The organism is Sphingomonas olei, assembly GCF_045369765.1.
Lineage (GTDB): Bacteria > Pseudomonadota > Alphaproteobacteria > Sphingomonadales > Sphingomonadaceae > Sphingomonas > Sphingomonas panaciterrae.
In genome coordinates this window covers 163,181-176,288 of record NZ_JBIQEU010000003.1, presented here as the reverse complement: position 1 = coordinate 176,288, position 13,108 = coordinate 163,181, and the positions used below count along the sequence as shown (strand labels likewise).

At 66.5% G+C, this 13,108-nt stretch carries 11 protein-coding genes; 1 reads left to right on the top strand and 10 read right to left on the bottom strand.

The genetic code is table 11. The features are described 5' to 3' along the window. Window positions 1-5: 5 nt before the first annotated feature. Window positions 6-2,636 (bottom strand): TonB-dependent receptor, encoded by a 2,631-nt coding sequence (locus ACH0BU_RS05305; RefSeq protein WP_296222678.1) that lies wholly within the window; start codon window positions 2,634-2,636, stop codon window positions 6-8. 406 nt (window positions 2,637-3,042) lie between these two features. Here ACH0BU_RS05305 and ACH0BU_RS05300 point away from each other — a divergent pair, with 406 nt between their 5' ends. Then, complete coding sequence (locus ACH0BU_RS05300) at window positions 3,043-4,317, top strand: TetR/AcrR family transcriptional regulator (RefSeq protein ID WP_500263848.1); 1,275 nt, start codon at window positions 3,043-3,045, stop codon at window positions 4,315-4,317. 38 nt (window positions 4,318-4,355) lie between these two features. Here ACH0BU_RS05300 and ACH0BU_RS05295 read toward each other — a convergent pair whose 3' ends face one another. From ACH0BU_RS05295 to alr, 9 genes are all read right to left on the bottom strand, one after another. After that, the gene (locus ACH0BU_RS05295) at window positions 4,356-4,763 is read right to left on the bottom strand and encodes a Na+/H+ antiporter subunit G (RefSeq protein ID WP_296221810.1); all 408 of its coding nucleotides are present in this window, start codon (window positions 4,761-4,763) and stop codon (window positions 4,356-4,358) included. Between the two features lie 2 nt (window positions 4,764-4,765). Beyond that, window positions 4,766-5,035, bottom strand: a complete 270-nt coding sequence (locus tag ACH0BU_RS05290) for a K+/H+ antiporter subunit F (protein WP_046411417.1) — start codon at window positions 5,033-5,035, stop codon at window positions 4,766-4,768. Next, window positions 5,032-5,520 (bottom strand): Na+/H+ antiporter subunit E, encoded by a 489-nt coding sequence (locus ACH0BU_RS05285; RefSeq protein ID WP_046411419.1) that lies wholly within the window; start codon window positions 5,518-5,520, stop codon window positions 5,032-5,034. Before ACH0BU_RS05285 ends, ACH0BU_RS05290 begins: the two co-directional genes overlap by 4 nt. Beyond that, on the bottom strand, window positions 5,517-7,046 hold the full coding sequence (locus ACH0BU_RS05280; RefSeq protein ID WP_296221806.1) for a monovalent cation/H+ antiporter subunit D: 1,530 nt from the start codon (window positions 7,044-7,046) through the stop codon (window positions 5,517-5,519). The genes ACH0BU_RS05285 and ACH0BU_RS05280 overlap by 4 nt, the downstream gene beginning before the upstream one ends. Continuing rightward, the gene (locus tag ACH0BU_RS05275; RefSeq protein ID WP_186313973.1) at window positions 7,043-7,399 is read right to left on the bottom strand and encodes a Na+/H+ antiporter subunit C; all 357 of its coding nucleotides are present in this window, start codon (window positions 7,397-7,399) and stop codon (window positions 7,043-7,045) included. Before ACH0BU_RS05275 ends, ACH0BU_RS05280 begins: the two co-directional genes overlap by 4 nt. Continuing rightward, window positions 7,396-10,212 carry a monovalent cation/H+ antiporter subunit A gene (locus tag ACH0BU_RS05270; protein ID WP_496001201.1) on the bottom strand — a complete coding sequence of 939 codons (2,817 nt, stop codon included), beginning with the start codon at window positions 10,210-10,212 and terminating at the stop codon, window positions 7,396-7,398. Before ACH0BU_RS05270 ends, ACH0BU_RS05275 begins: the two co-directional genes overlap by 4 nt. Window positions 10,213-10,303: 91 nt before the next feature. Next, complete coding sequence (locus tag ACH0BU_RS05265; protein ID WP_046411425.1) at window positions 10,304-10,654, bottom strand: RidA family protein; 351 nt, start codon at window positions 10,652-10,654, stop codon at window positions 10,304-10,306. Window positions 10,655-10,668: 14 nt separating this feature from the next. After that, window positions 10,669-11,919, bottom strand: coding sequence for a D-amino acid dehydrogenase (locus ACH0BU_RS05260; RefSeq protein ID WP_145119701.1), 1,251 nt, complete (start codon window positions 11,917-11,919; stop codon window positions 10,669-10,671). Further along, window positions 11,916-13,052: an alanine racemase gene (alr, locus tag ACH0BU_RS05255; protein ID WP_296221655.1), complete on the bottom strand. Its 1,137-nt coding sequence runs from the start codon at window positions 13,050-13,052 to the stop codon at window positions 11,916-11,918. The genes ACH0BU_RS05260 and alr overlap by 4 nt, the downstream gene beginning before the upstream one ends. Window positions 13,053-13,108 lie beyond the last annotated feature (56 nt).

Genomic DNA, 13,108 nt, shown 5'->3' with positions numbered 1-13,108 from the left:
GAACTTCAGAACCTGAATTGCACTTCCACCCCGGCCTGGCGGGGGAAGGTGTAACTGTAGACCTGGCGGTAATTGGTCGCCGCGCCGGTCGAGAAGGCACCGTCATAGCCCAGCGTGTCGAACAGGTTGCGGGCGTAGAGGATCACGGTGATGCCATCGTCCGGCCGTGTGTAGGTGATGCGCGCATCGACCTGGTCCCACCCCGGCGCACGGCTGATCGGGCTTTCGAACACCGAATAATAAGCGTCTGACCGATAGGCGTAGCTCGCCGCCAGGAAGATGTGGTCGTTGGCGCCCACCTCGATATCGTAGAGGCCGGAAATGGCGACCTTGTGCTTCGATGCCGCGGGCAGCCGGTTGCCGGTGATGTCCTCCAGGATGTTGCCCGGCATCCCCTCATCGTCGAACCGCCGCGGCGCGCGCAGGATCTTGGTGTCGTTGAACGAATAATTGGCGGAGATTTCCAGCGACCGCGTGACGTTCCACGCGCTCTCCACCTCGATGCCCCACGACCGCGACTTGTTGATGTTGAAGAAATTGGTCGTGGTCAGCGTCGATCCCGGCCGCACCACCACGATCGGAATCTGCGCATTCTTGTAATCGTAATAGAAACCGGTGACGTTCAGCATCAGCGACGACAGCGGGCGGCTCTTCACGCCCACTTCGAATGCGTCGACGATCTCCTTGTCGACCACCGGGCTGTCGGCATAGCTCCCCAGGTTGAATCCGCCCGCCTTCAGGCCACGGTTGTAGCTGCCGAACACCAGCGTGTCGTTGTTCGCTTTCCAGTCGAGCCCCAGCCGCCAGGAAAAGCCCGACCAGCTATCCTCCAGCTCGCGCGTCGCCGCGCCAACACCGGGCAGGTTTAGCAGGAAGCGGGTCAGGTCCTGCGCCGCCGCCGCCGCGCCGCACGCGCCTAGCCCGACGACGGCCGCATCTGCCCCCGGCGTCAGCGTGCAATAGGTCGCCGCGCCCGCCGGCTGCCATTGGATCACGCGATAGCTTTCGAACCCGCGCTTCTTGTCCCAGGAATAACGCAGGCCAGCGGTCGCCTTCAGATCATCGACCAGCTCGTAATCGACCTGGCCAAACCCCGCGAGGCCGTCGGTGCGCAAATCCCCCGATCCGTCGTAAAAGGCGCGCCGCGGATTGGTGGGGCAATTGGGCACGATCGCGAAGGTCCCCGGCGCAACGCAGATCGGCGCCGCAATCCGCTGGCTCAGCGTGTCGCTATTGTCCCCATCGACGAACCAGGTGACTGGCTGGAAGTATTTCTCGTGGAATTGATACGCGCCGACGATCCAGTTGAAGCGGCCCTGCGTCGCATTGGATAACGTCAGCTCGTTGGTGTAGTATTTCTTGTCCTCCTGATAATCCTGCACATAGGTTGCATTGTAGGAATAGGTACGAAACGCATTGGCCAGCCCGAATGGCGCCAATGCCGGGATCGGCGCAGAACCGAAATTGGTCACCACCAGCTGGTTGGCGGTATAATCCAGGTCGGCGAACGCCTGATATTTATACTGTGTGTACCCCCCGACATATTTCAGCGCCACGCCGCCGATATCCGCGGTGAAGTTCGCGACGATGGTATGATTGTCGCTCAGCAGCGACTGGTTCAGCGTGTTGCTGTTGATCCGCCGCGGGTCGGTGACCGATGGATTGGGAACACCATAGCCGAATGCCGCTGCCGGGGTCAGCGAATTGTCCGTCGCCCCGTCAATGTCATTGGTGACATAGGGGCTGACCTGCGCGCCGATCGGATTGCTGTCGTTCCACTCGGCATGGCTGTATTTCAGCCACAACTGCGTGGTGTCGGAAAAATCATACTGAAGCTGCCCTTCCAGGAAGAAGCGATTGACGAACCCCTCGTCGCGGGACGTCGCGGTGCGCGCGATATTCTCGTACCGCGACCCCGTCGCCCGCGTGACCTGCGCGGACAGCCGGGCCTTCAGCCCGCCCACGATCGGCCCCGACAGATACCCTTCCGATACCAGCTGCAGATTATCGACGGACGAGCGCCACTCTCCAGCCTGCTCTTCCGTAGGCCGTTTTGAAATGACGTTGATGGCACCGCCCACCGAGTTGCGGCCGTACAGCGTTCCCTGCGGCCCGCGCAGGAACTCCACCCGCTCGACGAACATCGGCGTCTTGGATGCCTCGGCATTGGACGCGGTGTAGAAACCGTCATTGTAGATCGCGACGCCGGGGTCCGATCCGATCGTGTTGGTCAGCCGCCCGATGCCGCGCAGCGACAGCCGGTCGAGCGACGATGAAAAGGTCAGCCCGGGCGTGAAGTTCGCGAAATCTTGGATCGACCGGATGCCGCGCCGGTCGCGGTCGCTCGATTCAAAGACGCTGATCGCGATCGGCACGTCCTGGATCGCTTCGGCCCGGCGTTGCGCGGTGACGACGATGTCGTTGATCGTCGCAAGATCGAATGGCGCTGGCGGCCCCGCCTGTGGCCCAGCCTGTGGCCCAGCCTGTGGAGCGCCGGCAACGCCTCTTGGCGCCGGGGGATTGCCGGGGTCGCTCGGGGGAACCGCCTGCACGCCCCCTGGCTCGCTCGCGTGCGCCGCCGCATGCCCACTCAGCAGCGCGATCGCTGTCGCGCCTGCCCGCATCCTCGCCTTCATCGCCGTTCCTCCTCCTGAAAGAGGCGGCCGGGGGCGCTCGCGTCGCTCCCGTGTCCGCTAGACCAACGTCATCAGCTTCTCATTTCCATGTATTGAGGGGCTCACCGCGCCATTCGGACGCGCGATGCGGGACGCCGTCGCCGACCACGCCAGCCACCGCCACCTGCTTGTGCGCCGCAGGATGTTCGATGCCGAAGGGTCGAGACGAAGGAACGAAGGATCACACGCGTGGTGGCCGATGCCTCGCGGCATCGTTGCGCCCATCGACGGCCCGATGGACCCGATCCGGCATGCCTGACCGATGGCCGGCGCGAATGGTTCCGCGTACCGCCGCATGATCTTCCTCTCCATAACCAGTTTTGGAAGAACTGTCGCGGCTGTCAAGTTTCAATAATGGCTATGGGTAGTGCCACGCGCCGAAATGGCCTATGTTCGTGCCGTGACACGCAGGATCTCCTCGGATCACGATCGTACCGCCCGCTTCACGCAGCGGCGCTCGCAGATCCTCGATGCGGCATCGGCGCAGATCAACCGCCACGGCGCGCGTGGCATGACGCTGACCGCCGTTGCCCGGGCGCTCGGCCTCGATACCAGCAGCGTGACCTATTATTTCAAGCGCAAGGATCAGCTCGCTGCCGCCTGCTACGAACGTACGCTCGACTGGGCGCTCGACACGGCGCGGGAGGCGGCGCGCCAGCCGACCACCGAGGCGCGCGTCCGCCACCTCATCGCCGCGCAATTCGATCTGTATCGCCGCGCGCGCGAGGGGAAGGCCGGCGACTTCGCCGTCCTGTCCGACATCGGCGCGCTGGACGCCAAAACTCGCGAGCCGCTGGAGACAGCCTATTTCGAAAGCTTCGCGATCATCCGCGGCTTCTTCGCCCCTACCGGCACGCCGGCGTCGGGATCGGGCTCGGGCTCGGGCTCGGGCTCGGGCTCGGCGATTGCGGCGACTCACCTCGCCGCCAGCCTGCAATGGCTTCCCGCCTGGATCGATCGTTACCAGACACGTGATTTCCCACGGGTGGAGGAACGGCTCTACGACGTCCTCGCGCATGGCCTCGCGCGCGGCGCGGCGCCCTGGCCGGTCAGCGTCGAACCGCTGCCGGTGGATGCGGCGGACAGCGCGCAGGGCCGCTTCCTCGCCGCCGCCACCCGTCTCATCAACGCCCATGGCTATGCCGGCGCCAGCGTGGAGCGGATCGCGGCCGAGCTGGGGGTCAGCACCGGCAGCTTCTACCACCATCTCGACAACAAGGACGATCTGGTCCTCGCCTGCTTCCGGCGCTCCTTCGACACGATCGAGGCCGCGCAGGCCGAAGGGGACAGGCTCGGCCATGACGAGGGCGAACGCCTCGCCATCAGCCTCGCGTCGCTGATCGGCCTTCAGTTCACTGACGACAGCCCGCTGCTGCGGATGAGCGCCTATCAGGCGCTGCCACTGGAGCTTCGCAGCGACATGCTCGCGCTCGCCGGGCAGCTCACCCGCCACGTCGCCGGCACGATCGCGGACGGCATTGCCGATGGCTCGATCCGGCCGGTCGACCCGCTGGTCGCCAGCCAGACGGTCATGGCTGCGGTCAGCGCGGCGTCCGACATGCGGCGCTGGGCGCAGGCGCGCGATCCGGTCGCGGCGGTGCAGGCCTATCTCGAACCGTTGCGGGCCGGAATTTTCCACTAGGCGGCCGCCGCTGACGCAGGCGAGGCCAATGGTCTCCGCTATCGATCCGCCGCCGTCGCCGCCGGGCCCGGGGGCGGCGCCTCGAACGTCGCCCAGTCGCCCTCCCCGCCCGGGTGCGGCGGATCGCCCGCAATACTGTTCGGCTCGACGATCGCCCCGGTCCGCAGCCGGTGCAGGTGCACCTTGGCGATCATGTTGGCGGAGATCGGCGCAGTGATGAACAGGAAGACGCAGATCAGCAGCTCATGCGCCGTCCACACCCCCAGCCGCGCCTGGAAAAAGATCATGGATCCGATCAGCAGCGCTCCCAGTCCCAGCGTCGTCGCCTTGGTCGGCCCGTGCAGCCGCTCCATCGTCGACGGCAGGCGCACCAGCCCCCAGCTGCCGATCAGCACGAACGCCGCGCCCAGCAGGATCAGCAAGGCAATGAGGGCCTCCACCGCCATGCTCATTCCACGATGTCCCCGCGCAGCACGAACTTGCAATAAGCGATCGTGCCGACAAACCCTACCATCGCCATCAGCAACGCCGCCTCGAAATAGGCGTTGGTCTCCCCGATCATCCCGATCAGGATGATGATCGCGATCGCATTGATCACCATCGTGTCCAGCGCCACGATCCGGTCGCCCAGCGCCGGACCGCGCATCAGCCGCCAGCAATTGCACAACAGCGCCAGGGACACGGCGGCAAAGGCGAGGTGGAGCGCCGTCCCGATCATGCGAACACCCGCTGCAACCGCGCCTCGTACCGCTGCTTGATGCGCGCGATCTCGGCTTCGGGATCGGGCACATCCAGCGCATGGACCAGCAGGAAGCGGCCGTCCGCCGACACGTCGGACGACACCGTCCCCGGCGTCAGGCTGATCGTCCCCGCCAGCACCGTGATCGCCTCGGGCGTGTCGAGCTCCAGCGGAATCACCAGCCAGCGCGCGCGCAGGTCGCGATTGCGGCGGAACAGGATGACAGCAGCGACCTGGAAATTGGCCACCACGATGTCGAACAGCACGATGGCCGTATAGACCAGCAGGTCGCGGCCGAACCGCACCTTCGGCCGGTCGGGCCAGAACGGCGCGGTGAAGCGCGGCAGCACCACCGCGAAGACGGCGCCCAGCACCAGCGCCCCGACCGACAGGGTGTTGGCCATTAACAGCCAGATGACGAGCAGCAGGGCCGACAGGCCGGGATGGGGCAACAGCTTCCTCATCGCCCGTCCGCCGATCCCAGCGTCGCCGTGATATAGGCCTGCGTGTCGAAAAGCTGGTCGGCCGCCGCCACTGCCCAGCCGCTCGCCGTGCCCGCCGCGATCGTCAGCGCAACCAGCGCGGCAATCGCTAGTGCGGGCCCGAGAAACGCGGCGCGCGACAATGGCGCGGCGGTGATCGCCGCCGCACCCGGCGCCGCCGCCTTCCAGAAGATCGTGCTGCCGGTGCGCGCGAACCCGATCACCGCCAGCAAGGTGGTGACAAGGATGGTTGCCCAGATCGCAGCCTGGGCCGGCATGTCCGCCGTGGCACGCAGCATCAGCAGCTTGCCGATGAAGCCCGACAAGGGCGGCAGCCCCGCCGCCGCGATCGCCGCCGCCAGGAACAGGAATCCCGTCGCCTGCTGCCCCGCGAAGCGCGGGGCCGCGACCGCCGCCTCGCCATATTGACCGCGCAGCCGCAGCGTCACGTCCGCGACCAAGAACAGCGCCGCGCCGGCAAAGGTCGAATGCATCAGATAATATATCGCGGCCGCCGTGGTCACCGGCGTCCAGTCGGACAGGACCAGCATCACCGTGCCGGTCGATCCCATTACCGCAAACGCCGCCTGCTCACGCAAGCCCCGCGCCGCCAGCACCCCGGCAAAGCCGAGCGCCGCCGTCAGCAGCGCGGCGGGAAACAGCCAGGGCGACGGCACCCATGCCGCTGCGCCTGCGCCGGCGCCGAAGATCAGCGGCACCACACGGATCAGGGCATAGACACCCACCTTTGTCATGATCGCGAACAACGCCGCCACGACGGGCATGGTCGCACTATAGGTCCGCGGCAGCCACAGGTGCAGCGGCACCGCCGCCGCCTTCAGCGCAAAAACCACCGTCAGCAGCAGCCCCGCCGCCCGCATCAGGCCAGCGTCGCCAGGCGGCACCTCCGTCACCCGCCGCGCCAGATCGGCCATGTTGAGCGTACCGGTCAGCCCGTACAGCAGGCCCAGCGCGATCAGGAACAGCGCTGATCCGACAATATTGACGATGACATAGGCCACCCCCGCCTTCAGCCGCGCCGCGCCCTGCCCGTGCAGCATCAGGCCATAGGATGCGATCAGCAGGACCTCAAAAAACACGAACAGGTTGAACAGGTCGCCGGTCAGGAATGCGCCGTTCAGCCCCAGCAGTTGAAACTGGAACAAGGGATGGAAATGCCAGCCGCGCCGATCGGCGCCGGTCGCGAGCGCATGAACCATCACGATCACGCCCAGCACCCCCGCCAGCACCAGCATGGCGGTGGACAGGCGATCGAGCACCAGGACGATCCCGAACGGTGCCGGCCAATTGCCCAGCGGATAGGTGCGGATCACCCCATCGGCCGCCTGCGCGAACAGGACGATGCCCGCCAGCAGCGACAGGATGCAGCCTGTCAAAGAGACACCCGCGCCCAGATGGCGGCGCCGACGCATCACCAGCAGCGCCACCGCCGCCGTGATCGCCGGCAGCACCACCGGCGCGATCACCAGTTGATCGGCCAGCGTCATGGCTGGTCCTCGATCTCGTCGGGCTCGATCCGCCCATCGACCTGGTCGGAGCCGCTTTCGAGGAAGCTGCGCAGCGACAGGATGACCACCAGGGCGGTCATGCCAAAGGTGATGACGATCGCGGTCAGGACCAGCGCCTGGGGCAGCGGATCGGTGTGTTCCGCCACCGCCTTGTCATACAGTGGCGGTCGATTGACGATCAGCCGCCCGACCGCGAACAGGAACAGGTTCACCGCATAGGACAGCAGGGTCAGGCCCAGCACGACTTGAAAGGTGCGGCCCCGCAGCGACAGATACACGCCGCCCGCGACCAGCGCGGCGATGGCGGTCGCCACCAGGAATTCCAGGCTCATGCCGCGCCCCCGTCGTCGGGCTGGCGTGCCGCGCGCTGCGCCACATGGCTCAATTGCGCGAGCGCCATGGTGACCGCGCCCAGCACCACGCAGGCAACGCCCGTATCGAACAGCATTGCCGTCGCCAGCTCGAACTCGCCGATCAGCGGCAGGTGGAAATAGCCGAAGCTGCTCGACAGGAACGGCGCACCAAAGGCGAGCGAGCCAAGCCCCGTCGCCACCGCGATCAGGACGCCAAAGGCGATCAGCGGATGCTCGCCGATCTTTCGCCGCTCGTCGGTCCAGTCGAAACCGGACGCCAGATATTGCAGCAGGATGGCGATGGCGAACACCAGCGCCGCGACGAACCCGCCACCGGGCTGATTGTGGCCACGCAGGAAGATGTAAATGCCGACCAACAATGCGATCGGCAGCAGCAGCCGCGTCACCATCACGAACATCACCGGGTGGCGTTCGGGCGAATGCGGCATGTCGCTGCGCCACGCGCGCAGCCGCCGCCCCGCGACGCCGCGCACCGCCGGCTCTAGCAGCGCAAAGATCGCCAGCCCGGCAATGCCAAGCACGATGATCTCGCCCAACGTGTCAAAGGCGCGAAAATCGACGAGGGTCACGTTGACCACATTGGTCCCGCCCCCACCGGCGTAGCTGTTCGCCCAATGGAAGGCGGAAATCGTGTCGCCCTGCACCCGCGTCATGATCGCCCAGGCGCCCACGCCAGCGGCGCCGCCGACGAACAGCCCGAGCAGCCCGTCACGCACTCGCCGCCCCCTGCCCGACAGCAACCGCGGCGTCTTGGGCATCAGGTGAAGCGCGAGCAGCAGCAAAAGGATCGTGACCACTTCGACCGCGATCTGGGTCAGCGCCAAGTCCGGCGCGGACAGATGGATGAACGCCAGCGCCATCACCAGCCCGATGACGCTGATGAAGATCAGCACCAGGAACCGCTGCCGATGCATCAGGACAACCGCCAGCGTCGCGACCAGCAGCAGCAGCCAGGCAATGATTGCGGTCATGCTCGCCGGCGTTGTCGCCCGGTCGCCGGTGACGATCGTGCCGGCCACGCCGGCGCCATCGACGGCGAACAGCGCCGCGACCGCGAAAACCATCAGCAGCGCGCGTTGCAGCGACGGCGCGTGGATGGTGAGCGTCATCCGCCGCGTGGCGGCTATCAACGCCTCAAGCCAATGCTCGAACAGCCTCTTCGCATCTGGCGTCTTCCACGCCCGGACGCGTCGTTCCAGCAGCGGATAACCCGACAACAGCAGGGCACCGACCAGTACCGCACCGATACTCAGCACCAGGGCGACGTTGACCCCGTGCCAAAGCGCAAGGTCGACTTTCACCGCTGCGCCACCGGTCACTGCCGCTGCGGCCTCGATCACCAGCGGCCCGGCAATCGCCATCGGCAGCAGCCCCAATGCCAGCGCCAGGACAGCCAGCAGCAGCGAGGGTCCCAGCATCAGCGCGCCGGGGTCATGCGGCGCCGGCACATCGCCGGTGCGCGTACGTCCGACATAGAGGCCGATGGCGTAGCGCAAGGAATAGGCCACCGACAGCGTCGCACCGATCGCCGCCAGCGCCGGTACCAGCCACGGCTGCCCCAACGCCACGGTATGGGCGCTCTGCTCCAGCATCATTTCCTTGGAAATGAACCCGCCAAGCGGTGGCAGCCCGGCCATCGCCGCGGCAGCCAGCGTGCCGCCAACTGCGGTCAGCGGCATCAACTGCGCCAGCCCGCCCAGCCGACGGATGTCGCGCGTTCCCGTCTCGTGATCGACGATCCCCGCGTTCATGAACAGCGCAGCCTTGAACGCGGCATGGTTGAGGATGTGGAATATCGCCGCCACTACCGCCGCGGGCGTCGCAAAGCCGAGCAGCATCACCATCAGGCCCAACTGGCTGATCGTCGAATAGGCCAGGATCGCTTTCAGATCGTCACGGAACAATGCGACGCTCGCGCCGAAGATCAACGTGACCAGCCCGGTGGTCGCCACCAGCGCGAACCACAAATCGGTACCGGCCAGCACCGGCCACAGCCGCGCGAGCAGGAACACGCCCGCCTTCACCATCGTCGCCGAATGCAGATAGGCGCTCACCGGGGTTGGCGCGGCCATCGCGTGCGGCAGCCAGAAGTGAAACGGGAATTGCGCCGATTTGGTGAACGCGCCCAGCAGGATCAGCGTCAGTATTGCCGGGTAGAGCGGCGATTGCTGCACCAGTTCGCGCTGAGCCAGCACTGCGGGCAGCTCATAGGAGCCGGCGACCTGCCCCAGCAGCAGCACCCCGGCGATCAGCGCCAGCCCGCCGCCGCCCGTCACGGCCAGCGCCATCCGCGCACCCTGTCGCGCGTCGGCCCGGTCGCGCCAGAAACCGATCAGGAGGAACGACGACAGGCTCGTCAGTTCCCAGAAGATCAGCATCAGCAGCAGGTTGCTCGACAGGGCAATGCCGATCATCGCGCCCTGGAACAGCATCAGGAACGACAGGAACCGCCCCGTCGCCTCCGCCCGCGCCAGATATCCTTGCGCATAGATGACGACGAGCAGGCCGATGCCAAGGATCAGCCCGGCGAACAGTAGCCCCAGCGGATCAAGCCACAGGCTGACGTCGAGGCCGAGCGCCGGTACCCACGGCACCTGCACCGCAATCGGCGCGCCTGCCAGAACCTCCTGCGCACGCGACAGCAGCAGCGCCAGCCCGGTCGCACTGGCCGACGCCGCAATGGCGACGTGCACCGAGCGCGGAAAGCGCGCCAACAGGCCGATCGCGACTGCGGCTGCGAACGGCAGCGCCAGAAGAACAAGAAGGGTCAAACGAGATCCTGCATCGTCTGGCCCCTCTTACATGCCTGCGCGCTCAGGTCGACCTGCGTTGATCCGCCGACCAAGCCAGCGCCGTGACGTGTCAGTCTGGCAGGGCGGCGGTGGCGATGATCTCCACCTTATAGTCCGGGGATGCGAGCTTCACCTCGCCCGTCGCGCGGGTCGGGGCATTGCCGCCGCCGATCCACTCTTCCCACACCATGTTCATGGCGTCGAAGTCGGCGATGTCCGCCAGCCAGATCGTCGCATGCAGCAGGTTCGACTTGTCGGTCCCGGCCAGGGCCAGCAGTGCGTCGATTTCGGCCAAAGTTGTCCGGGTCTGGGCCGAAATGTCCTCGCCGGGATTGCCCACCTGGCCGGACAGATACACGGTACGGCCGTGAATCACGACCTGGCTCATCCGGCCATCCTGGTCGATCCGGGTAATCGTCATCGCGTTTCTTCCCTTCAGTAGCGGTCGAGGCCCAGCCCATCGACGGGAATGGGCGGCTGCTTTCCGCTGATCATCGCCGCGGCAACCGCGCCCGATCCGCACGCCATCGTCCACCCCAGCGTGCCGTGGCCGGTGTTGAGGAACAGGTTCTTCACCTTAGTGGCGCCGATGATCGGCGGGCCGTCCGGCGTCATCGGGCGCAGCCCGCTCCAATACCCGGTCTCGCGCGTTTCCGCCGCGCCCGGGAAGAGATCGTTTAGGCAATGGAGCAACGTCGCCTCGCGGCGCGGGGGGAGCGAGCGGTCAAATCCGGAAATCTCCGCCATGCCCCCGACGCGGATCCGATCGCCCAATCGCGTGATCGCGATCTTGTACGTTTCGTCCAGCAGCGTCGATTCCGGTGCACGCGTCGTATCGGTGATCGGCACGGTGATCGAATAACCCTTGACCGGGTACACCGGCACCCGCAGCCCAACCGGCGCGACGACGTGCGGCGAATAGCTGCCCATCGCCACCAGATAGGCGTCGCCGCGGATCACCCCGGCGCTCGTCCGAACGCCGGTAATCGCTCCGCTTGCCTGCTCCAGCGCCTCCACGTTGGTGGACCAGCGGAAATCCACCCCCTCGGCCGCCAATCGCTCGGCAAGCTTGGTCGTGAAGATGTGGCAATCCCCGGTCTCATCATTGGGCAGACGAAGGCCGCCGGCGATCAGGTGCCGCGACGAGGCAAGACCCGGCTCCGCCCGCACGCAGCCATCGGCGTCCAGCAGTTGGAATGGTACGCCGTAGGAGCGAAGCACCTCGACATCCTTCGCGCTGCCCTCAACCTGCTTGGTCGTACGGAACAGCTGCAGCGTACCCTGCGCCCGTTCGTCATAGGCGATGCCCAGGCTCGTGCGCAGCGCGCGCAATTCATCGCGGCTGAACTCCGCCAGTCCCACCATGCGGCTCTTGTTCAGCGCGTAACGCTCCTCGGTGCAGTTGCGCAGCATCATCGCCAGCCACGCCAGCATCTGCGGGTCCAGCTTGGGCCGCAGGATCAAGGGCGCGTGGCGCATCATCAGCCATTTGATTGCCTTTGCCGGGATGCCGGGCGCTGCCCAGGGTGAGGCATAACCGGGCGAAATCTCGCCCGCATTGCCGAAGCTGGTTTCCAGCGCGGCGGCAGGCTGGCGGTCGACCACGACCACCTCATGCCCCTCCTGCCGAAGATAGTAAGCAGCAGTCACGCCGATCACACCGGCGCCGAGAACGACGACCTTCAACGTACCTCTCCAGCGATGCAGGCGGTGGCCATGCCGTGCTCCTTGTAGAAGCGCGCGTGCCGCCGGCCCAGGCTTGTCAAAATTTCGTAGGGGATGGTGCCGGCATCCGCGGCGACCTGGTCCAGGCTCTGCCCAGGGCCGATCAGTTCGACGAGGTCACCCTCGCCCAGCGCGCCCTCGTCCAGCGCGGTAATATCGACCATGATGCTGTCCATCGAGACCCGGCCGACGATCGGCAGTCGCTTGCCGTCGTGCCATGCAGCGCCCCGGTTGCTCAGCGCGCGCGGCCAGCCGTCCGCATAACCAATGGCCAGCGTCGCCAGCCGCCGCGTATCCGGTGCGGTGTAGGTCAACCCATAGCCTACGCCGGTGCCAGCAGCGATCTGGCGCGTCTGCAGGATGCGCGCGCGCAGGCCCACCACCGGCTGGATCACCGCCGCGCCCGGCGGCAGTGGCACGCCGTACAGGGCAATTCCGGCACGCACGACGTCATTGTGGAAAGCCGCCGGCAAGGCGCTTCCGAAACTGTTCGCGACCGATCGCGGCACGCCGGGGAATAGCGCGGTAAGCGCATCGAAGGTGCTCAATTGCGCGGCATTGCTCGGCGCACCCGGCTCGTCGGCCGATGCGAGGTGGGTCATCACCAGCCGCAGCTCCACCTCCGTGGCAAAGCCCGGATCACAGGCCACCCGCCGCGCTGTGGCGCCATCCACGCCCAGACGCGACATCCCGGTGTCGAACTGCAGCGCAGCCGGCAAACGCTGCCCGCGCCGACGCGCCGCCTCACGCCACCGCTGGAGCGCGCCGGGCGCATTGAGCGCCGGAACGAAGCCATGGTCTGCGCAGAGGTCCTCTGCCCCCGGATCGAGCCCGTTCAGGATCACGAGCGTGCAATCGTCGCCAAGAACGTCGTGAAGCTCGATTGCTTCGCACAATTGCGCGACAAAGAACGTCCGGCATCCCGCTTGGTACAGGGCCGGTACGGCGCGCCGGGCGCCAAGGCCATAAGCGTCCGCCTTGACGACGGCGCCGCATTGCGCGGGCGCGACATGATCGCGCAGGTTCCGGTAGTTTGCCGCGAGCGCGTCCAGATCGATCGTCAGCTCGCTGGAAAAGGTCATTTCGTGCGTCATCGCCCTTGGCATTATTGCGCGCATGGTGGATGCGGCACCTGCAAATGTCCGCTCCT

What these genes read in the sequence shown, in the direction of transcription:
- ACH0BU_RS05280 (WP_296221806.1), bottom strand. Translation starts at nt 7,046, where the DNA reads ATGACGCTGGCCGATCAACTGGTGATCGCGCCGGTGGTGCTGCCGGCG.
- ACH0BU_RS05265 (WP_046411425.1), bottom strand. Translation starts at nt 10,654, where the DNA reads ATGACGATTACCCGGATCGACCAGGATGGCCGGATGAGCCAGGTCGTG.
- alr (WP_296221655.1), bottom strand. Translation starts at nt 13,052, where the DNA reads ATGACGCACGAAATGACCTTTTCCAGCGAGCTGACGATCGATCTGGAC.
- ACH0BU_RS05295 (WP_296221810.1), bottom strand. Translation starts at nt 4,763, where the DNA reads ATGGCGGTGGAGGCCCTCATTGCCTTGCTGATCCTGCTGGGCGCGGCG.
- ACH0BU_RS05285 (WP_046411419.1), bottom strand. Translation starts at nt 5,520, where the DNA reads ATGAGGAAGCTGTTGCCCCATCCCGGCCTGTCGGCCCTGCTGCTCGTC.
- ACH0BU_RS05290 (WP_046411417.1), bottom strand. Translation starts at nt 5,035, where the DNA reads ATGATCGGGACGGCGCTCCACCTCGCCTTTGCCGCCGTGTCCCTGGCG.
- ACH0BU_RS05305 (WP_296222678.1), bottom strand. Translation starts at nt 2,636, where the DNA reads ATGAAGGCGAGGATGCGGGCAGGCGCGACAGCGATCGCGCTGCTGAGT.
- ACH0BU_RS05275 (WP_186313973.1), bottom strand. Translation starts at nt 7,399, where the DNA reads ATGAGCCTGGAATTCCTGGTGGCGACCGCCATCGCCGCGCTGGTCGCG.